Below are 19,499 nucleotides of genomic sequence, written 5' to 3'. Positions count from 1 at the left end.
AAAATACCCTTGCAGGAGATTGGATGTGGCCTTGCGGTCGACAGGCAGTGTTTCTTCACAGCTGGCGGTGCTAAGACAGAAGTTCCTTGACCGGGCCCGGGGTGACATTAAGAACCTCCAGGCCCTGGCGAAAAAAATGCGTAATGGCGAGATTTCTGCGGACGGACTTATCTACTGTTATCAGAGCCTCCACCGGCTGTCGGGTTCCGCGGGAACATTTGGTCTGCCGGAGCTGGGAGAGGCCGCCAAGATTCTGGAGAAACAGTTAAAAGTTCAGGCAGAAGGGCTTGATGATGCCCCAGACACGACCGGTCAGCGTGTTGGCGTGCCGGAAGGGCTTGCTGATGGCATCGATACGCTCTCGGAGCTTTTGGAAGTAAAGAGTCAGGGCATTGAATCTGAACATTTTTATGACGAGGGCAGCCCTGCCTTTAAGGGCAGCCAGGGTATACAGGTCAGCATCCTGCTTGTGGACACGGGCAGTCAGAGCCTGGCAATACTCGCCCAGGAAATGGCGTCTTATGGTTTCCTTTTCAGACGCCTAAACGGTGGTGATCCCAAGTCACTGGGGAACGAGTTCAGAGAAACACAGGGCGCTGCCGTGATTCTGTGCCGGGATTCGGCCCTTTCCGATGTTATATCGGCCCGCAGTCAGTCGCTGACAAAAAATACCCTCCGCCAGATGCCAGTGATATGCCTTGGCGGTGATGACTCTTTCCAGAATCGTTACCGAGTTGCTCGGGGCGGCGCGCTTGCCTTCTTCCCGGAACCCGTGGATATCCCCGAGCTGGCTCAGAGAATTGAGTCTCTGGCGATTGAGCTCAGTGCCAACGTTCAGGGCCGTGTGTTGATTGTTGAGGATGACGTTGAGCTGGCCGAGCATTATTGCCTGGTGCTGCAATCGGCCGGCATTGAAACGCAGTCATTGTCAGACCCCCTGTATCTGATTTCACACCTATCAGCCTTCGAGCCCGATATTGTGCTGATGGACGTACAGGTCGGTGGCTATTCCGGCGTAACTCTGGCTCGCCTCATCCGCTTCGAACCGCGTTGGCTAAGTCTTCCCATCATCTATCTTTCATCTGAGGATGACCGGGATAACCAGTTGGATGCGTTGTCGAAAGGCGCAGACGAGTTCCTGATGAAACCCGTCTCTTATGATTATCTCATTCGGTCGGTGTGTATTCGTTGCTATCGGGCTCGCCAACTGTCCGAACTTATGAACCGGGATAGCCTGACCGGCCTTCTCAAACATTCGCTTATCAAGCAGGAAGTTGAGAGGGAATTGGCCAGGTGTCGTCGGAACGGTCACAGATCCTGTGTTGTGATGCTTGATCTCGACCACTTCAAGGTTGTCAATGATACCTGGGGTCATTCCCAGGGAGATATCGTGATTCGCACGCTTGCCAACCTGCTCAGGAACCGATTGCGGGAAACCGATATGATTGGCCGTTATGGTGGTGAAGAGTTTCTGGTGGTTTTGCCCCAGTGCTCTGTTTCGGCGGCAACTGACCTTATCCAGGGTATCAGTGAGAGCTTTTCTGAACTCTCATTTGTTTCCGGGGAGGGTCGCTTTAACGTTACCTTGAGTGCCGGTATCGCTGCCATAAATGATTTCATCGGTGGTGATGACGCTCTGGAAGCGGCCGACCAGGCGCTATACCAGCGCAAGCGCAACGGCCGGAACGGCGTCACTGTCCACTACCGCCGATAACATGGTCCCTTTTACCTCAGGGTGGTCGCTTGAGAGCGCTGATTCTTGAAGATGATAATCTGATCGCCGAGTTGCTGGAAACCGAAGGCAACAAACAGGAGTAGTGCAGTGGAATCTGAGCACAAGGGTTTGCCCCGGCGAGTGATGTGTGTGGAAGATGATCCGGACATTCGGGCCATTGCAGAGATCGCCTTGCAGGATGTGGGCGGATTCACCGCAGTGCTCTGTGAGTCCGGTTCCCGGGCGCTTGAAGTCGCGCCGGGCTTTGGCCCTGAACTGGTTCTGCTGGACGTGATGATGCCCGGTATGGATGGTCCTGCAACCTTGCAGGCACTCCGGCGGCAACCGGGAATGTCAGCTGTGCCGGTCATCTTTATGACGGCACGGCTCCAGCGGTCAGAGATTGACGAGTATCGGGCCCTGGGCGCTGTGGGCGTGATTCCAAAGCCTTTTGACCCAATGACCCTGTCGGACCAGATAGCAGGGATACTGGCAGATGCGGCAGGAGACAATTTCCGGTAGTCTGGCCGGTCTGAACCATCGTTTGATGAAAGAGGTCACCATGTCATCCTTCCCGTCCCGGGACGAACTCAAAGCCAAACTGAATCTCGAGACCTCCCGCATCCACTGGCATGACCTGCAAACCTTTTTTGCCCGGGGCCAGGTGGTGAGGGTGGCCCCGGAGCTGGATCTGCTGAGGGTCGCTACCGAACTGGCAGCCGACAACAAGGCCTGTTTTGAACAGTGGATGACTGAGGGACGGGTTGGCGAGGTTGCGCCTGACATTGCGCAAGCCTGGTACGACCGCAATGCCGAACTGTGGGCGGTAGTTATCGCGCCCTGGGTGCTGGTCCAGGATCGGTCCGGCCATGTCCTGCACTGATCGGTCGGCACCATGAAACTCCATTATTTTCACGGTCGCGGCGCGCTCAGGGAGCTTGTAATGGTCAGGGATGGCCATCGTATCGAGCTGCACATCCGCCCTGTTGGCAGCGGTCTCTGGGGTCTGGTGGCTTTAGCCGGGCCAGACCGTGGTCGCCCCGACGGCCAGTTCCGCCGTGGCCCCTGGAAAACCCAGGCCCGTGCCGAATCGGTATTGCGCAGTGTTGCCGGCACCATGATGGGCAAGGGTTATGAGCCCCGCCCTGGCGATTATGCCGTCTGGTCGGTTACTGCCCAGCGATTGGCGCGAATGATCGGGACGACCGGGGACGAGCAGGCAGGCAGACCTGACGCCGATTCCGACCCGTTCGATCCCCTGGCCTGACGGCGCAGCTTGGTGGCATGGCAGCACAGGTTTTGGCACTGGTGCTGGTCCTGTTTGTCGCAAACATGAGCGGCCTTTGGCTGTTCCACCGCTGGCAGCCGATGGCGGTTGAGCGCCCGGAGGGTGAGGTCAGTCCGGGGCACCGCCGGCTGTTTCTCGCCGGCCTGAAACCCTTGCTGGCGGTAATGGCTGGCCTGCGTGCCAGTGGCCATTGCCTCCGGCTTTCTGCTGTCGTTTCTGTCGCCAGTGCTGATGGGGGTGTTTCTGGCTCTGGGATAAACTGATGCGGTGCAGGGCAGATTGTGGTTCTGCGCCGGGCGGATCATGCCATGTAGCAGGCCAAACAGAGGGGCGTAACCGTTACGTCCGGTTTTCAGGCCCCTCTGGCTGAAGATCACCGTTGAGCAGAGCGGACGAAGGGCGCCAGGCCTGGGACTTGTACCACTGGTCAGAGAGCCGTCGCACCGAGCTCAGATCGTCCAGGGTTCGCTCCCCGGCAATTGCAGGTAATTCGCGTGTCACGATCATGGCAAGCATTCGGGATTTGAGAAGGTGGTAGACCTTTTCGGTTTCCCCGAAGGTTTCTGACAGGCGTTCTTCAGACGCCACCAGATTGCGCAGCAACTCCCTGTAGCCTTCCAGTTCCCGGGCCAGAGGGGCCAACTGGGGCAGTTTGGCGGCCTGCCGCAGTTTCAGGAGTGCCGGGGCCAGCTCTGTTGTTTCGGCAAGATATCGGCAGGTTCGAATGGACAGGGTCAGGGTTTCGACCGTCTGGGGCAGCATTTTTTCCGCGCGCAATCGGGAAATATACTCGGTAATCGCACTGTTGAGGCCGAGTGCCGCCTCTGACCGGGCGTGAATCCGCTCTGGTACCAGGTCCTCACGGTCCAGGCAGACCCGCAAAAGTCCGCGGGTCAGACTGATCAGCCGTTTCATTTCCTGGTCTACGGCGCCAACCGCGAGTTCAGGGGTGTTGATCAGTGTGTCGTCAAGGAAGCGGGGTTGGGCGTTGTCTTCCTCCCTGCTCCGGAACAGGCGCCCCAGGATTCTCGCAACTGGCTGCAGTAGCGGCAGCATGATGACGGCGCCGAGCAGATTGAAAAGCGTATGGAAGATCGCCAGTGACACGGCGGCGTTGGTGTCCAGTTCCAGCCAGTTGGTCAAGGCAGCAATCAGCCAAAGCATCAGTGGCAGTATCAGTATCGCGATGGTCCCGGTTCCCAGGTTGAAGAGGACGTGACCCAGGGCGAGACGCCTGGCGCTCGCCGTTGCCTTGAGCACAGCAATAGCGGCCGTGGATGTGGTTCCCAGATTGGCGCCGATGACCGCTGCGGCGGCATCCTGCAGTGACAGAAGATTGCTGGCTGCGGCACTGAGTATGATGGCCAGGGCAGCGCTGGAAGACTGGGTAAGAAGCGTTGCCAGAAACCCGAACAGAACGAACAGCGGCAGCGCCAGCCCCTGGCCGAGTACGTCTTCACTGTCAAGGCCGATGGTCAGTTGGCCGAGAGAGTCCTTCAAGACTGATAGACCGAGGAAAAACAGCGCAAATCCTGCCAGCGATTCCCCCAGAGACTGGCTTCTCTGCTCACGGCTGATCAGCTTCATGCCCATGCCTGCCGCCAGCATGGGCATGGCAAAAGCCTCAATCTTGAAGCCAAACCCCACCAGGCTGACCAGCCAGCCGGTCATGGTGGTGCCCACATTGGCGCCGAAGACCACACCAAGAGATTGCGCCAGGTTCAGTAAACCGGCGTTCACAAAACCGATGGTTGCGACCACAACAGCACTGGAGGACTGAACGATGCCAGTAATCAGGACCCCTGCGCCGAACCCCCTCAGCGGCGTCCGGGTCCAATGGCCCAGCATGTGGCGCAGTTGATGTCCGGCCGCGTTCTTGAGACCGTTGGTCATCATTTCCATGGCCAGCAGGAACAGGGCAAGGCCGCCGAGAATCTGAAAGATAGTTGCTATCATTTACGAATGCTTGAATTTTGAAGTGAGATTTCGTTGAGCTTAGCAGACCCCGGACAGGCTCTGTCGGTCGTCAGGCAAGAAACTTCCGGACATCGATTTTATATTCGTCAGGATCGACAGCCCGCAATATGCGGTCCTGGGTGCCGGGTTTGGCCAGGTCGATGGTTTCCACCGTGATCGGCATCCGGAACCGGGTCTGGTACATCACTCTGACCACCGGCAGTCTCTGGTCCGCCTCGCTGGTTTCCACCACCACACCCAACCGCCCACTCTCCAGAAGGACCATGGATCCGACCGGGTAAAGGCCGATGCAGCGGATAAACTGCTTGACCAGCACCGGGTCCAGGTGGTCGCCGCTCCACTCCAGTAGTTTTTTCAAGCCCTGTGTCGGAGTCATTCCCTGGTGGTAGACCCGGTCAGCAGTAATGGCGTCATAGACATCAGTGATGGCAACCATGCGGCCGTATTCGGAAATATCCTCACCCCTGAGGCCTTCCGGATACCCGCTCCCATCGAGTCGCTCATGATGCTGGGCGGCAGTGATCACGGTCAGCTCGCCAATGCCCTCGGTGGCGGCGAGAATATCCCGGGAATGCCGTGCGTGCAGTTTCATGACCTCGAATTCTTCAGGGGTCAGGCGCCCGGGTTTATGCAGTATCTCATCGGGCGTGAGGGTCTTGCCCAGATCGTGGAGCAGCGCTCCGACAATGGTCTGATGCAGAACGTCGGCTGGCAGGCCACGGTAATTTCCGAACAAAGACATCAGAACACTCAGATTGACCGAGTGTTCCAGCAGATAATTGTCTTTCTCCCGGATGCGACCGAGACAGCTCAGGGCGTTGGCATTCCGAAAAACCGAACGCTGGAGTTCATCCGCCAGCTGGTGGATCGGGGCAATGTCGATGGCGGCGCTCATCTTGACGTTGTTCATGAAGTCGCCCACCAGCCCCTGGGCCTGGCTGTGAATTTTCTGGGCAATCACAATTTCTTCAGTAAGCGGAACATGCGGGCGCAGGCCTGGCGCCTGCTCGCCCGCACGCTGGAGGGCGGATTCGTTTCGGCGATCCACTTCGGAGGCGGTTTCGGAGTCCTGGGTATCGGCACCTTTGGAGGCGTCGATATAGACAGACTGTACCCCCATCCGGCGGATTTTCTCGATGGTTTCCTCCTTTTTGATCACGCCGCGCTTGCGCTGGGTGTTATGAGGAATCCAGTCGTTGTTCAGGTCGGTGATGTACATGCCGACCTTCAGTGCCGAGATAGGAATGCGCTTGATCATTGTCCGGGGAAAAACGTCCGCAGGCTGTTCTGATAGGTCCGTGCGATCACCTCCTCCAGGGGAAGACCTTTAACCAAGGCAATCTTTTCCGCGACAAACGGCAGGTAAAAAGGGGCGTTTTCCTTGCCACGGTATGGGACCGGGGTGAGGAACGGTGCGTCGGTTTCCAGCAGGATCTGGTCCAGGGGCGCCATGCGGACAATGTCTCGCACGTTTTCCGCCTTGTTGAAGGTGGTGATGCCGTTAAAACCGAGGCACCAGCCCTGATCCAGCGAGTAGCGTGCCAGGCCCGGACCGGAGGTAAAGCTGTGAATCACGCCACGGCGCCTGAGACTGGCCTCGAACTCACTGAGGATGGCGATGGTGTCCTCGTCTGCCTCCCGGCTGTGGATAACCACAGGCCGGTCGGTATCGCAGGCAATCTGAAGCTGGCGCCGGAACACCTGGCGCTGAACCTCCTGGTCGGCGTTGTCATAGAAGTAATCCAGCCCGATTTCGCCTACCGCCACGATTTTGTCGTCACCGGCATGGGCGCGTATTTCAGCTTCCACCCCATCGCAATAACTTTCGGCATCGTGAGGGTGAATCCCTTGCGTGCCGTACACCCAGGGTGCAATCTGGCTGAGCTCACGGACCCGGGCAAGGTTGTCCGGGGACACGGCAATGGTGATTACTTTCTCGATGTTGACCTGTTGCACCTGCTCCAGGGTCTCCTCCAGGGGGCGTTCCCTGAGGTAATCCAGGTGGCAGTGGGTCTCGATGATCGGGTGATCGAATACGGGAATCTCGCGACGTTTTTTACTCATTACCGGGTACTACACTCCATCGCAACCGGTGTTAAGGCTGCTATTCTGAGAATTAGGTCATGCAAGTTTACCAGTTTGTACGATTGTCGACCTGTAGTTGATTCATAGGGAGTTCCACGGAGTATCTTGATGACGTTATCGGCGTTGGCCAGTTCCTTTCTTTTTGACGCAAACAAACCCAGGTTCCGGGATTACCCGACGCTATTGGATGATGGCGAGGGCCTTCCCGCGCCGTCTTTGCAGCCGCGCTGAACGAATACCGGCGCCTGTTGGCCAAAAACGGCGTGAAGTAAAACAAGACGGAGAGGCACATGCACATTGTTGTTGTCGGTGGTGGCGTGGTGGGAATGACCACCGCTTATGAGCTGAATCGCCGGGGTCACAAGGTTACGGTACTGGAGCGTCACAGCATTGCGGGAAACGAAACCAGCAAGGGCAACGCGGCCCAGCGTTCCTACGGTGTGGTCTACCCCTGGGCAGATCCGGCCATGGTATTCAAGGCGCTGCCCTGGCTATTCAAGCAGGATGGCCCCCTGAAACTGCGGGTGCCACCTTCTGTGGAAACACTCAGATTCATGTTCGCCACCCTTCGTTACGCCTGGTCACCGGGGCTGTTCGGGCTGAACCGGCGCGCCATGTTACGTCTCGGTATCCACAGCCGGGAACGTTTTCTGACACTGGAGAAGGAACTCGGTCTGGCGTTCGATGGCGCCCACCAGGGCCTGCTGCACCTGGCCAGTACGCCGGAGGCACTGGAAGGCTACCGGGCCACCCACGATTTGCTGAACGAGTTGGGCATCCCATCCCGTTTGCTCACTCCCGAGCAGGTCCGTGAAGCGGAACCCGGCATGGTCGGTAATGGCCCCCTCTACGGCGCCCTGAGCTACGACACCGATGGCACCGGCGACTGTCACCAATTCTCCCGGGAGCTGGCGAAAGCCTGTGAGGAACATGGCGTGGTGGTTCGCTACAACGTGGACGCTGAAAAACTGATTGCCGATGAGCACAAGGTAAGTGCTATCACTGTGAGGCCTGTCGATGGCGTTATGGAGGCCCTGGAAGCTGACGCTTTTGTGATCAGCGCCGGATGCTGGTCCAGCCATCTGCTCCGGCCACTCGGGCTGGAACTGCCCATCTATCCGGTCAAGGGTTACAGCCTCACTGTCGCGATGAAAAATTCGGAGCGAGGTCCGGCTTCCACCATCCATGACGACAATTACAAAGTTGTTTCCACCCGTTTGGGCAATCGTTTGCGGGCCACCGGTTTTGTCGAGCTGGCGGACTTCAATCGGGATATTCCCGAGGTTCGACTGGCAACGATCCGGAAATCTGTGGAGTCACGGTTTCCCGGTTGTGCAAATCTCGACGAGGCGGAAGCCTGGACCGGTTTCCGCCCGATGACGCCGGATGGCCCAGCGATAATCGGGCGGGGTCCCCGAGACAACCTTTACCTCAACACCGGCCACGGCACGTTCGGCTGGACCCTGTCTGCGGGCAGTGCTGACGTCATTGCCCGGGTAATAGAAGGCGAGGAACCTATCATCTGCCTGGATGCTTTCCGCCCGGGAAGATTCCAGGAGTAGTTTCCGTAAATCGGTGCGCGCAAGAGGCCGGGAGCCGGACGGATAAGCCCTCCCGGGATCGTCGAAAACATGGATGTTTTCGTCGAGCGTACATGGACGTATTCACAGCGTATCCCGGAAGGGCTTATCCGTCTGGCTCTTTCTCGGATGCAGAGCCTCGGATGCAGAGCGCGCTCAATGTTCGAACACATTGTATGAACAAACCCGATATCCCGATCAGACAGCAACGGCAGCCGCTCGAAAGCCCACTGGAACAGCTTTCCCTCAGGCGGTGTGTCCAGCTCAGGCAGTAACGACTCAAGTCGGCTCCTGAGCGCACCGAGACGGCTTTCTTCGGCGTGTTCGTGCTGGACATCAGAAGCCCCGGAAAGCCCTGACATTTCCCAGGCATAGAGCATCACCGACTGGGCGAGGTTCAGGGAGGGGTAGGCCACCTTCATGGGAAGGCCGGTCAGCAGGTCGGAGTTGACCAGCCAGAGCTCGCCGAAGCCCATGGTGCAACGGGCACGGGCGGCCGCTCCGACATTTTCCGGAACCGGCCTGGACCCGGCGTTATCCGGAAATGGCCGCCATGGTGGCAGAAGCGACTCTTTGACACCCCGCAACCTGCTGATCGATGCCGTCAGGGTTTCCTGAAACAGGCAAGGCGCCCGAAAGCGCCTTGCCTGCCTATTCAGATAGCGGCCAGTACTTAACGGCGAACCTGAATGCGCGCTTCCACGCGGCGGTTGGCAGCGCGGCCGCCGGCTGTGTTATTGGAGGCGACCGGCTGGGCTTCACCGTAACCCACGGCGTTCACGCGGGACGGATCAACACCCAGGGGCCCGGTCAGGCGACCGGCAACTGCTTCGGCGCGGCGCTGGGACAGGAACTGGTTATAGTTGGCGTCACCGCGGCTGTCGGAATGGCCGGCAATCTCCACGACGGTTTCCGGGTTTTCCCGCATGAAGTCTGCGACACGGCGGATCTCATCATCATAGGCGTTGCCGATCACAGAGCTGTTGGTCGGGAAATTCACCTGGATGGTGAAGGTCTGGATGGTTTCAGTGACCCCTTCACAGCCGGCGGCATCCACATCCGCGCCTGCAGCGGTGTTCGGGCACTGATCCTGGCTGTTAACGACGCCATCGTTGTCGCTGTCCAGTTCACAACCGCGGCTGTTTACTTCAGCACCGCGCGGCGTGTCAGGGCATTGGTCGCGGCTGTCCGCAACGCCGTCGCGATCCGAATCCGGTTCGCAGCCACTGTTGTCAACGGTCGCTCCTGAGGGCGTGCCCGGGCACCGATCCTGGGAATCGGGTACACCGTCACCGTCTGCATCCGCCGGGCGGGTGGGCGCCGGAGCGGCCTGGGCCACGGTGCGGGTGAAGGCATAACTGATGCCCAGGGAAACCTGGGTGTCGAAGGTGCTTTCGTCAATGCCGTGGAACTCTCGGAGGTCTCCACGCAAAGAAACCGCGTCACTGACGTTGTAGCGGAAACCGGTACCCACGTTGACCCGGGTTTCATCGTGATTGCTGCCGGCTGTTCGTACGCCACTTGAGTCAGAGCCGAAATCTGCATAGCCGGCACCGAGGGACACATACGGGTTCCAGACTTCGTCCGGACCTGCAAAGTAATAGGTGCCATCGACCCGAACTTCATCAAACTCGGACTGGCCGGGCACATACTTGCGGTCCGCGTCGGCCCGGGAGTAGAGCGCTTCCACGGACCAGTGGGGGCGGAAACGGTATTCCAGGCCCACCCCAAAGGTGCCGGTTTCGCTCAGATCACGCTTGTCATCAAACAGCTGGAAGCCAGCAAACGGGTTGATATAGATGGTTTCCTGACGTTCGGCCAGGGCCGGAGTTGCCAGAGTGGCGGCCAGGACAGCCGCGGAAATCGGACGCATGACGTTCATGCAGAACCTCCTGTTCATTGTCGTTGTGGTACCGCACTTTGTTATGAAAAGTGCTTGTATACCCGGAATTTAGGCCAGTAGGCCAAAAAAGACAAAAAATGATACGGATTATTACGTCCGCAATTGTACCCGGTTGACCTTTACGTGCCAGAAGTCGTTTCAGGCCAGAGCCGTGAAATAAAGATGTGCGCTCTTCTTGCTGAAATTGAGTATTTCGCCGTTGTCGAAATGCACTTCGAACGAGCTTTCATCCTCCGCAATCACCGAGCCGGAACCAAAAACCGCATGGTTGAGGCGCAGCCGATGCCAGGGAGGTTTCGTCGAACTCGCCGATTTTGCCGCCAGGCCCTCAAGGGTGACGCTTTCCCCGTTGGCATAGCGTTGGCTGACCGGCGTCAGGGGCGAGGTCAGCCGGATACTGGAGGTTTCGGCCGGGTTCCGTTCATCCAGCCATCGCCCGAATTCCCTGGCCAGCTCAAAACAGCATTCTTCCACAAACCGGCTGGGGCCCTGATCGCCATCCAGGTACGGTTGCGTGCTGGCAGGCCGGGTGATCAGATGAAGCTGCTGGCGGGTGCGGGTCATGGCCACATACAGAAGCCGCCGCTCACTCTCCAGAAAGCTCCGGGCATCGTCTTGGGGGCGCGGGCTGTAGGGCAGGTACTTCTCCCGCAGACCGGGGATAATCACCGTCGGCCATTCCAGCCCCTTGGTGCGGTGAATGGTGGACAGCAGAACGCCCCCCTGCTGTTTTTCGCCGGCCTGCTGCCTCAGGGTTTTCAGGTGGTCCAGGGCGCCTTCGGCGGTAACGTCCAGGCTTTTCAGATACTGCTGGAACCCCTGTATGGTATCAATCCGCTCCTCAGCGCTCTCATAGGTTAACGCCAGGCTTCGTATGCCTTCGTAGAGGTCTGTATGCTCGGCGTAAGTGCTGATCAGCCCCGCCACAGGACCCGAGTAACCACGGAGCTGTGCCAGCAGCTCCCCCAGTTTTCGCAGCTTGCGCGCCGCCATCGGCGCCAGGGCATCAAAATCCATCGCCAGCAACCGCTCGTGCCAGCCGCTGGAAGAGCTCGAAAGAAACCGCGCCAGTTGCTCCAGCTCCGGTTCTTTCAACCCAACGTGCGGAAAGCGTAACAACTGCCGGGCCTGCTCCAGTCGGTCTTCCTCCGGCAGCTTTCCGAGCTTCCCGGTCACCACCATCAACAGCGCAGTGATGGCCTGCACCTCCCGGCTGAACAGCGCGCCCTTGCCGGCATCAATCCGGTAGGGAATCCGCTGGGCCAGCAGCTTGAGCTCAATCGGCACACTCTGGCTCCACACCCGGAACAGAATGGCGGTGCCGGCCAGGGCCGGCTCTGTCTGGTTTTGCAGAATCTGCAACACCGTATCGGCATCACTCTCCGCCCGGTGCAGGGTAATCTCCGTTTGCGGCGTGGACGGGTGGGAATGGCACAGTACATCCTTGCGCCCGGTGTTATGACAGATCAGATGATTCGCCAGCAGGGCTACCCGGTGGCCGTAGCGGAAGGTGTAACTGAGTGTCTGCTCCAGCGCGCTTTCGAACTCATCGCTGAAGCGCTTGAGAATAAACTCCGGCTTCGCGCCCCGAAACTCGTAAATCGTCTGGTCCGGGTCCCCTACCACCGTTACCCGGGCCCGGTCGCCGGCCACGTACCTCAGCAACAGATGCTGGATCTCATTGGTGTCCTGGTACTCATCCACCAGAATCAGATCCATCTTGTTGCCTACCAGCCGCTGCAATGGCGGGTTCTGATGAATCGCCATCACCGGCTCATACAGCATATCCGCATAACTGATCCGCCCCTGGCCTTTACGCCACTGCTCAAAACTGTGGAACAGATCAATCAGATACTTGTGCTTGTCCGAATACCCCAACTCCTCAAACACAACCTCCGCCGGCGACAGCGTCGTCTTCACCAGGTCAATAAAGCCCGTCGCCGTCTCCACAAAATCCTTCTTGCTCCGCCGGATCTCGTCCGCCAGATCCTCCGGCGCCAGCCGCCGTGTCAGCTGCCAAGCCTGAAAACTGATCTCCTGATCCGTCAGGATCTTCTCCGAAAACCCCGGCAGGTACCCCTCCCGGACAAACCGCCTGTACAAACGCAGCCCCATGGCGTGATAGGTCCGGATCTCCGGCAACGTAAGACCGCTCTGGCAGCCCACCTCCTGCAACTTCCGCTCGAAATCCACCCGGGCACTGCGATTGAACATCAACACCAGCATCCGGTCCGGGTCATGCCCCTGTTCAAGCAGATACCGTATCCGCCACGCCAGCGTCGACGTCTTGCCGCTCCCGGCCACGGCGGTGATCACCGCATGTTCATAGCCGGCAGTAATAATCGCCCGCTGCTCATCGGTGAGGTAATCCGGAAGGTTGGTGGTATCGGAAGTTTGGGGTTTGGTTGGCATGGCCGGTATTGTAACGGCCTGCTGGTAGAGCGGATACCGCTACCGCATAATTGATACAGTTCGAGGCGCGGGGACGCTGACTCACAGGTATGACAGACAGTTGGTGAGCGGCCTTCCAAAACTGTGCGGAGCCAAGGATGGCGCAGCCCAAGCGCCACATGGATGTGCCGCAAGGAGCGTGTTTTGGAAGGCCGCTCACCAACTGGCTGCCCCGAGGCCCCGCTAACTCCCAATCTAAAAGGTCTGAATAATGGAAATGTCAGAATCCGTAAACGTACTAGGCGAAAAACTGGAAACCTGCGGCAAAGACCCGATTACCGGCTTCTACCGCGATGGCTGCTGCAACGTAGGCCCCGATGACTTTGGCCTCCACGCCGTCTGCGCCGTAGTCACCGACGAATTCCTCGAATTCTCCAAAGCCCAGGGCAACGACCTCAGCACCCCCAGACCCGAATTCGGCTTCGAAGGCCTTAAAGCCGGAGACAGCTGGTGCCTTTGCGCCGCCCGCTGGCAGGAAGCCTTTGATGCCGGCTGTGCACCAAGAGTGCGCCTGCGGGCCACCCACCAGGCCGCCCTGGAAAAATGCGCCCTCGACGACCTCAAGGCCCAGGGCGCTGACCTCAGCTGATGAGACATGCCGGCATCAACACCGCGCCGTGCACAAAAGCCTGGTGCAACCTCCAGCAAAGCCTCGCTGCCCGCGGCGAACGCCGGCTTGTTTTGCTGGAAGGCACCCGTGATGCCGCGATCCGGTGGCTGGCCGGCTTGCTGCCAGGCCTGGACTTCCAGGCCGGCGTCTGGACCGGTCCGGCTGCGGACACGCCCGACAATCGCCTGACCCGGCTTGCACCATCAGCGGCCCGGAAATGGCTTGGCGGTGAACTCCCGGTGATTGTCTGGGACGGCTGGCAGGGCAATCCGCCGGATGCCTTCGCCGCGCTTTCGGGAGCACTTACCGCTGGTGGTTTGCTGTTTTGGCTGATGCCGCCCCTTGAGCAGTGGCGCCATTTTGCAGATCCGGATTATTCCAGAACCGGCCTGGACCATGAGGGCGGGCACATCTTTGCTGCCCGCATGGCCAGAATTCTGAGGAATCACGAGGCGGCGATCCGAATAACGCCGGACAGCGCGCCCTCCTCGCTTTTACCCCCTCTCACCATTCCGGAGACTGCCTTTACCATTAAAACCACGCCCGATCAGGAACACCTGGTCCGGCGCCTGGTTCGCTTTGGCCTCGGCCGCCGACGCCGGCCAGTGGTCGTGACCGCGGACCGGGGCCGGGGTAAATCCGCGGCCCTGGGCATGGCAGCAGCGCAATTGCTGCAACAGGGCAGGCAGGACATCCTGGTTTCTGCGCCCTCGGAACAGAGCGTGGAAGCCCTGTTCCGACATGCCCGCGAGTCACTGGGGGGGCAACTGGCCAGTGCCAGGTCCGGGGCACTGACGACTCGCGACGGAGGACGCCTCAGGTACCTCCCGATTCGGGAACTGCTGGCCTCGCGCCCGGAGGCTGAGGTGGTCATGGTGGATGAGGCCGCCGCCCTTCCCGCACCCCTGCTCAAGGCGGTTCTCCTGGGCTGGCCCCGGGTGGCGTTTTCCACCACGGTTCACGGCTATGAGGGCGCGGGAAGGGGGTTTTCCATACGTTTCCGTCAGGTGCTGGAGAAGTCAACGCCCCACTGGCAAGCCCTTGGCCTGACCGAGCCGGTGCGCTGGGCCCAGGGTGATCCGCTGGAAGCCCTGGTCTCGGAATTGTTCATGCTTGCGGCGGACGGTGATGGTAAATCCTCAGGTCCTGCTGCCAGTTCGGATGAACTGATCATTCAGCCGTGGCAGCCGGCCGAGGCACCGGATCCGGAGCTGTCCGACGCCTTCGGCCTGCTGGTGGATGCCCATTATCGGACTGCCCCTGCCGATCTTCGGCAATGGCTGGACGATCCGGCGGCCCGAAGCTGGCGGGCGCGGTTCGGCGACCAGACGGTGGGCGTGCTCTGGTGCGCGCTGGAAGGCGGGCTTGAGCCGGCACTGGCGGAACAGGTCAGTCTCGGTACCCGTCGTATCCGCGGCCATCTGTTGCCCCAGTCACTGGCCAGCCACAGCGGTTATCCGGAAGCAGCCTCCCTGAGGTGTCTCCGGGTGGTCCGCATCGCGGTATCGGACGAGTCGAGGCGGCTGGGTATCGGGAGCCGTCTGGTTGAGGCAGCAAAGGCTTTTGCCAGCGAGCAGGGACTGGATTATCTCGGCACCAGCTTTGGCGGCAGCAGCGATCTGCTGGCCTTCTGGCAGAGTTGTGGCTTACAGGTGGTGCGGGCGGGCCTGCAGCAGGAGGCGTCAAGCGGTGAATACCCGTTGCAGATGATTCGGGGTATCAGTCCGGCAGGCTCGGAATTGGCGGAGCGTATCCGTCAGCGGCTGGGAGCGCACTGGCTGACGCTGTTGCCGGCCAACTGGCCGGCGCTTGGGCCGCGGTTACTCGCCGGCATCACCGCCGATCTGCCATCGGGGCCGGAGCCCGATAACGACGACCTGCGGGATCTGCACAATTTCGCCAACGGTCATCGCGGATTCCAGATGACCGTCCCGGTGTTGCGGACACTGAGCCGGACACCGGGGGTCATGGCGTGGCTGGCAGATCAGGAGTCACTGGCCTTGTGGTGTCGGGCGGTGCTTCAGGGCCGGTCATGGTCCTCACTTCAGGCTGAGAAACTTTGCCGGGGGCAAAAGGATGGTGAAGACCGTTTGCGGCAACTGCTTCGCGATCTTTTTGACGATCTCCTTGAGAAGGGGCCGGAGTTGTGAACCGCTCGATTTAATTCCCGGCCTTGGCTGACCAGAATAGGCGCACCTATCCTTCCACAGAGATTGTTTGTTATGGCCAAGGGAACCGGCTCTCCCCGTTCTTTGCTGATTTTGCTCACACTGCTCAGCTTCTTATCTGCCTGCGCCTCCCAAAGCCAGCCGGTAAATCTCACCCCGCAGGCCTTGGCCGAGGCCGATATACTTCTGGTTTCAGCCGCCGGTAATGGCGAAAAAAGACGTGTACAGTTGTTGCTGTCGGCCGGTGCCGATGTGAACACCAGCGATCATGAGGGCTATACCCCGGTGATGCGCGCCGCTGAGAACGGGCATCTGTCTGTGGTCAGGGTATTGCTGTCGGCTGGTGCCAATGTCAATGTCAGCCAGGGCGGAGAATCCCTGCTCATGAAGATTGTCGCCAGGGGTGATTTGCTGACGGCTGAAATGCTGGTGGCCGCCGGTGCCGATGTGAATTACCGGGCTGACAGCGGCAAGACGGCACTGGACATTGCCCGCGCTACCAACAACCGGGATCTGGAAATGCTGCTGGTGCAGGCGGGCGCTGCGCTCTAGCCGATGTCTGGCATGGCTATTCCAGCCTCATCGGATCGGTTTCATCGTTCCATTCCGGCACGAAGTGGGCCGCAACCACCTCCTCGGGCACATCGGCAATCCGCTCGCAGGACCACCGCGGGTTGCGGTCCTTGTCGATGGCCAGGGCCCGGATGCCCTCCTTCAGGTCAGGTCTGCGGGTGCATTCCGATGCCATCGCCAGTTCCATCCGGAAAATATCCCTGAGTGACATCTGCTGGGCCTTCTTCAACTGTGTCCACACCAGCCATGCCGATACCGGGCAGCCAGTCCTGAGGGTGTTCACGCAGGTATTCCACCACTGGCTGCCGACCTTTGCCGACAAGAGTTGATCGACGATCTCCGGCAGTTCGTCGCCGGAACTCAGCCGGGCGATGTATTGCTCGTGCTGCTCCAGCTGGCCGGCTGGCAGTGCCCGGTAGTCGGGAGACTGGATCCGGTTGAGCAGCCGGAACAAACGGTTGTCATCGGCGGCGGCCTTGCCGGACCAACGTTCTTCCTGTAACCGCGCCAGCAGGGTGTCACGGTCTTCCGGCAGGATTGCCAGATCGGCGAGGCCTACACGGAGGGTGTCCGTGGCATTCAGGCGAGCGCCGGTCAATCCCATGAACAGGCCAAGGCGTCCGGGAAGCCGGTTCAGGAACCAGCTGGCGCCCACGTCCGGGAACAGGCCAATGGCGATTTCCGGCATGGCCAGCGTAATGTCCGGAGTCACCAGGCGATAACGGCAGCCGGAAAACAGGCCAAGGCCGCCTCCCATAACCACGCCCTGGGCAATGCCAACCACCGGTTTCGGGAAACGGTGAACGCTGTAATCCAGCCGGTATTCGCGGGCAAAGAAGCGGGCCGGCTTTTCGGGATCAGCGGGGTCAATGATGGCAGCGTAGAGTTGCCGGATATCGCCGCCGGCACAAAACGCCCGGTCACCGGCGCCCTGCAGGACAACAAGGCAGATCCGGTTGTCCCTGGCCCAGCGGTCCAGGGTGCTCTGGGCCTGTTCGATCATGCGGTCGGAAAGCGCATTGAGAGTGCCGGGTGAATTCAGTGTCAGCAGGCCTATGTGACCTTCGCGACAGGCAAGTTCCTGGGCCTCTACAGACATCGAGGGTATCTCCGGAAAAAGAAAATAATCGTTGGCACGGAATCAGTCGTACTGTCACCTCGATAGCCAGGGCAGTTAAAGAGGACCAACGTCGGAGGAAGGCCCTTGACCTATCGCATTTGACGTTCCGGGGCTCTGTGCTATAAATGCTAGTCAGTTTGCCGTCCTGTTCAAGGTGCCGGTCGAAAAATCTGAAAACGATGATGAAAAACGATGAGAAGAGGTTAATCCCAATGAATCTGAAACACTACGCTATTGCGGGAATCTTTGCGTTCAGCGCTGCAGTTCCTGCTGTAGTTTCTGCGGCAGACGCCGCGGCAGGCAAGGCCAAGGCAGCAGTCTGTGCTGCGTGTCACGGCCAGAACGGTCTGGCACAGATCCCCACCTATCCGAACCTGGCGGGCCAGAACGAGCAATACCTTGTATCGGCACTGAAGGCCTACAAGAACAAGGAACGCTCCGGTGGCCAGGCGGCCATCATGCAGGGCCAGGCTGCGGCCCTGAGCGACACTGACATCGCAAACCTGGCGGCATACTATGCCAGCCTGCCGGCAGACGGCGGCAAGTAAGCCATCTGCCGCATCAGCGGTGTGGCTCAGGCCGCCCCGCTGACAATCCGGTAGCTGGGTCGATAGGCCGAAGAGCCCGGCAACTTCATCCGGTTTTGCGCCACGAACTGTTCCAGCATTGCTTCAAGCGGCTTGATCAGGTTCGGGTCGCCGGCAATTTCGAACGGCCCCTTCTCCTGAACCTGACGTATTCCTCCCTCCTTGACGTTCCCGGCGACAATGCCGCTGAAGGCCTTGCGCAGATTGGCGGCAATCAGATGTGCCGGTTGGTCCCGGTGCAGCTCAAGAGCGCGCATGTTGTCGTGATTCGGCTCGAAGGGTAACTGGAACACCGGATCGATCTTCAGCATCCAGTTGAAATAATAGGCGTCCTGCATGGCGCGACGGAAGGTTTCCACCTCCTTCATGCCTTTTTTCATGGTTTGCGCCACACGCACCGGATCGTCGATGATGATTTCATACTTGCTCGCCGCTTCATCGCCCAGGGCGTTGCGGATGAACTTGTCGATCATCTCGAAATACTCGGCATTCTCCTTCTCGCCGGTAAACACCACCGGGAAGGGCAGGTCGGCGTTGTCCGGGTGCAGCAGAATACCCAGCAGGTAGAGAATTTCCTCGGCGGTGCCGACACCGCCCGGGAACACAATCACCCCATGGCCGCAGCGGACGAACGCCTCCAGGCGTTTTTCGATATCCGGCATGATCACCAGCTCATTGACGATGGGATTCGGCGCCTCCGCGCCAATGATACCGGGCTCGGTAATGCCAATATAGCGGCCGTTTTTTACCCGCTGCTTGGCGTGGCCGATGGTGGCGCCCTTCATCGGGCCCTTCATGGCGCCTGGCCCGCAACCGGTGCAGATGCTCAGGGCTCTCAGGCCCAACTGATGGCCCACTTCCTTGCTGTACTGGTATTCCGCGTGGCCGATGGAGTGGCCGCCCCAGCAAACGACAAGATCCGGCTGCCGCCCCGCCTGCATGACACGGGCGTTGCGCAGGATGTGGAATACGTAATTGGTGATGTCCTCTGGGTCGTCCCGGCGAAAACCGGCGGCGGACTGGGGGATCGAATGCGAATAGACAATATCCCTGAGCACCGAAAACAGATGCTCCCGGATTGCCCTGAGCATCTGGCCGTCGACAAAGGCGTGGCAGGGGGCATTGATCAGCTCAAGCTTCAGGCCACGTGGTTGCGGTACCAGCCGGACATCGAAATCCCCACGGGATTCCATCAGCGCCTTGCAGTCATCCGTTTGTATGCCGGTGTTCAGAACCGCCAGTGCGCACTGGCGGAACAAGCGATACAGGCCGCCTTCGCTGCGGTCCTTGAGTCGGTTGACCTCGTGGTTGGAAAGAATTTCAAGGCTGCCCTCGGGGGAGACCAGGGCATTGATGGTCATTTCCTGCATTAACGGTGAAGCTCCTGAATGTTGCGGCAATGCCGGATTTTGAGGCACGGAGTCAAAACGGTACACTAAGCGC

16 protein-coding genes and 1 pseudogene are annotated in these 19,499 nt (G+C 59.6%); 10 read left to right on the top strand and 7 right to left on the bottom strand.

Features of this window, described 5'->3' with window-relative positions; translation table 11 throughout:
* Positions 1-25 precede the first annotated feature (25 nt).
* The 5 genes and pseudogenes from QPL96_RS05430 to QPL96_RS05410 form a co-directional block, all read left to right on the top strand.
* On the top strand, positions 26-1,714 hold the full coding sequence (locus QPL96_RS05430) for a diguanylate cyclase (protein WP_303286099.1): 1,689 nt from the start codon (positions 26-28) through the stop codon (positions 1,712-1,714).
* Between the two features lie 144 nt (positions 1,715-1,858).
* Complete coding sequence (locus tag QPL96_RS05425; RefSeq protein ID WP_303286147.1) at positions 1,859-2,236, top strand: response regulator; 378 nt, start codon at positions 1,859-1,861, stop codon at positions 2,234-2,236.
* A 40-nt stretch (positions 2,237-2,276) separates the two neighbouring features.
* The gene (locus QPL96_RS05420; RefSeq protein ID WP_303286146.1) at positions 2,277-2,597 is read left to right on the top strand and encodes a DUF2288 domain-containing protein; all 321 of its coding nucleotides are present in this window, start codon (positions 2,277-2,279) and stop codon (positions 2,595-2,597) included.
* A gap of 12 nt (positions 2,598-2,609) precedes the next feature.
* Entirely contained in the window at positions 2,610-2,981 is a 372-nt protein-coding gene (locus QPL96_RS05415) for a hypothetical protein (protein WP_303286098.1), read from the top strand.
* A pseudogene (locus QPL96_RS05410) lies at positions 2,975-3,178 on the top strand (hypothetical protein); the annotation flags it as partial. The gene QPL96_RS05415 and the pseudogene QPL96_RS05410, both read left to right, overlap by 7 nt.
* Before the next feature lie 163 nt (positions 3,179-3,341).
* Here the strand turns inward: QPL96_RS05410 and QPL96_RS05405 are convergent.
* The 3 genes from QPL96_RS05405 to QPL96_RS05395 all read right to left on the bottom strand — a co-directional run bounded on the left by QPL96_RS05405 (position 3,342) and on the right by QPL96_RS05395 (position 7,043).
* Positions 3,342-4,958, bottom strand: coding sequence for a Na/Pi cotransporter family protein (locus QPL96_RS05405; RefSeq protein WP_303286096.1), 1,617 nt, complete (start codon positions 4,956-4,958; stop codon positions 3,342-3,344).
* A gap of 70 nt (positions 4,959-5,028) precedes the next feature.
* Positions 5,029-6,237 carry an HD-GYP domain-containing protein gene (locus QPL96_RS05400; RefSeq protein ID WP_303286094.1) on the bottom strand — a complete coding sequence of 403 codons (1,209 nt, stop codon included), beginning with the start codon at positions 6,235-6,237 and terminating at the stop codon, positions 5,029-5,031.
* Positions 6,234-7,043, bottom strand: coding sequence for a TatD family hydrolase (locus QPL96_RS05395; protein ID WP_303286092.1), 810 nt, complete (start codon positions 7,041-7,043; stop codon positions 6,234-6,236). The genes QPL96_RS05400 and QPL96_RS05395 overlap by 4 nt, the downstream gene beginning before the upstream one ends.
* A 311-nt stretch (positions 7,044-7,354) precedes the next feature.
* Between QPL96_RS05395 and QPL96_RS05390 the strand changes: the two genes are divergently transcribed.
* Positions 7,355-8,626 (top strand): D-amino acid dehydrogenase, encoded by a 1,272-nt coding sequence (locus tag QPL96_RS05390; protein WP_303286091.1) that lies wholly within the window; start codon positions 7,355-7,357, stop codon positions 8,624-8,626.
* Positions 8,627-9,317: 691 nt separating this feature from the next.
* Here QPL96_RS05390 and QPL96_RS05385 read toward each other — a convergent pair.
* Positions 9,318-10,526 carry an OmpA family protein gene (locus QPL96_RS05385; RefSeq protein ID WP_303286090.1) on the bottom strand — a complete coding sequence of 403 codons (1,209 nt, stop codon included), beginning with the start codon at positions 10,524-10,526 and terminating at the stop codon, positions 9,318-9,320.
* Positions 10,527-10,685: 159 nt separating this feature from the next.
* Entirely contained in the window at positions 10,686-12,959 is a 2,274-nt protein-coding gene (locus tag QPL96_RS05380; protein WP_303286089.1) for an ATP-dependent helicase, read from the bottom strand.
* 250 nt (positions 12,960-13,209) lie between these two features.
* Here QPL96_RS05380 and QPL96_RS05375 point away from each other — a divergent pair, with 250 nt between their 5' ends.
* From QPL96_RS05375 to QPL96_RS05365, 3 genes are all read left to right on the top strand, one after another.
* Positions 13,210-13,587: a DUF2237 family protein gene (locus QPL96_RS05375; RefSeq protein ID WP_368388904.1), complete on the top strand. Its 378-nt coding sequence runs from the start codon at positions 13,210-13,212 to the stop codon at positions 13,585-13,587.
* Complete coding sequence (locus QPL96_RS05370; protein ID WP_303286085.1) at positions 13,587-15,758, top strand: tRNA(Met) cytidine acetyltransferase TmcA; 2,172 nt, start codon at positions 13,587-13,589, stop codon at positions 15,756-15,758. Before QPL96_RS05375 ends, QPL96_RS05370 begins: the two co-directional genes overlap by 1 nt.
* Before the next feature lie 72 nt (positions 15,759-15,830).
* Positions 15,831-16,328: an ankyrin repeat domain-containing protein gene (locus tag QPL96_RS05365; RefSeq protein ID WP_303286083.1), complete on the top strand. Its 498-nt coding sequence runs from the start codon at positions 15,831-15,833 to the stop codon at positions 16,326-16,328.
* A 16-nt stretch (positions 16,329-16,344) separates the two neighbouring features.
* Here the strand turns inward: QPL96_RS05365 and QPL96_RS05360 are convergent, their stop codons facing one another.
* A complete protein-coding gene (locus QPL96_RS05360; protein ID WP_303286081.1) occupies positions 16,345-17,448 on the bottom strand; it encodes an enoyl-CoA hydratase/isomerase family protein in 1,104 nt (367 codons plus the stop codon).
* A 233-nt stretch (positions 17,449-17,681) separates the two neighbouring features.
* Here QPL96_RS05360 and QPL96_RS05355 point away from each other — a divergent pair, with 233 nt between their 5' ends.
* Positions 17,682-18,017, top strand: coding sequence for a c-type cytochrome (locus QPL96_RS05355; RefSeq protein ID WP_303286079.1), 336 nt, complete (start codon positions 17,682-17,684; stop codon positions 18,015-18,017).
* Positions 18,018-18,043: 26 nt separating this feature from the next.
* Here QPL96_RS05355 and ppnN read toward each other — a convergent pair whose 3' ends face one another.
* Positions 18,044-19,426 (bottom strand): nucleotide 5'-monophosphate nucleosidase PpnN, encoded by a 1,383-nt coding sequence (gene ppnN / locus QPL96_RS05350; protein WP_303286078.1) that lies wholly within the window; start codon positions 19,424-19,426, stop codon positions 18,044-18,046.
* Positions 19,427-19,499 lie beyond the last annotated feature (73 nt).

Source organism: Marinobacter sp. SS8-8 (assembly GCF_030540945.1).
In the GTDB taxonomy this organism is placed as follows: Bacteria; Pseudomonadota; Gammaproteobacteria; order Pseudomonadales; family Oleiphilaceae; genus Marinobacter.
This window is presented reverse-complemented; position numbering and strand designations above follow the sequence as displayed.

Bases quoted from the DNA above. Each gene is read 5' to 3' on its own strand.
- QPL96_RS05415 (WP_303286098.1), top strand. From the start codon at position 2,610: ATGAAACTCCATTATTTTCACGGTCGCGGCGCGCTCAGGGAGCTTGTA.
- QPL96_RS05360 (WP_303286081.1), bottom strand. From the start codon at position 17,448: ATGTCTGTAGAGGCCCAGGAACTTGCCTGTCGCGAAGGTCACATAGGC.
- QPL96_RS05420 (WP_303286146.1), top strand. From the start codon at position 2,277: ATGTCATCCTTCCCGTCCCGGGACGAACTCAAAGCCAAACTGAATCTC.
- QPL96_RS05400 (WP_303286094.1), bottom strand. From the start codon at position 6,237: ATGATCAAGCGCATTCCTATCTCGGCACTGAAGGTCGGCATGTACATC.
- QPL96_RS05385 (WP_303286090.1), bottom strand. From the start codon at position 10,526: ATGAACGTCATGCGTCCGATTTCCGCGGCTGTCCTGGCCGCCACTCTG.
- QPL96_RS05380 (WP_303286089.1), bottom strand. From the start codon at position 12,959: ATGCCAACCAAACCCCAAACTTCCGATACCACCAACCTTCCGGATTAC.
- QPL96_RS05425 (WP_303286147.1), top strand. From the start codon at position 1,859: ATGTGTGTGGAAGATGATCCGGACATTCGGGCCATTGCAGAGATCGCC.
- QPL96_RS05375 (WP_368388904.1), top strand. From the start codon at position 13,210: ATGGAAATGTCAGAATCCGTAAACGTACTAGGCGAAAAACTGGAAACC.
- QPL96_RS05390 (WP_303286091.1), top strand. From the start codon at position 7,355: ATGCACATTGTTGTTGTCGGTGGTGGCGTGGTGGGAATGACCACCGCT.
- QPL96_RS05370 (WP_303286085.1), top strand. From the start codon at position 13,587: ATGAGACATGCCGGCATCAACACCGCGCCGTGCACAAAAGCCTGGTGC.
- QPL96_RS05395 (WP_303286092.1), bottom strand. From the start codon at position 7,043: ATGAGTAAAAAACGTCGCGAGATTCCCGTATTCGATCACCCGATCATC.
- ppnN (WP_303286078.1), bottom strand. From the start codon at position 19,426: ATGCAGGAAATGACCATCAATGCCCTGGTCTCCCCCGAGGGCAGCCTT.
- QPL96_RS05365 (WP_303286083.1), top strand. From the start codon at position 15,831: ATGGCCAAGGGAACCGGCTCTCCCCGTTCTTTGCTGATTTTGCTCACA.
- QPL96_RS05405 (WP_303286096.1), bottom strand. From the start codon at position 4,958: ATGATAGCAACTATCTTTCAGATTCTCGGCGGCCTTGCCCTGTTCCTG.
- QPL96_RS05355 (WP_303286079.1), top strand. From the start codon at position 17,682: ATGAATCTGAAACACTACGCTATTGCGGGAATCTTTGCGTTCAGCGCT.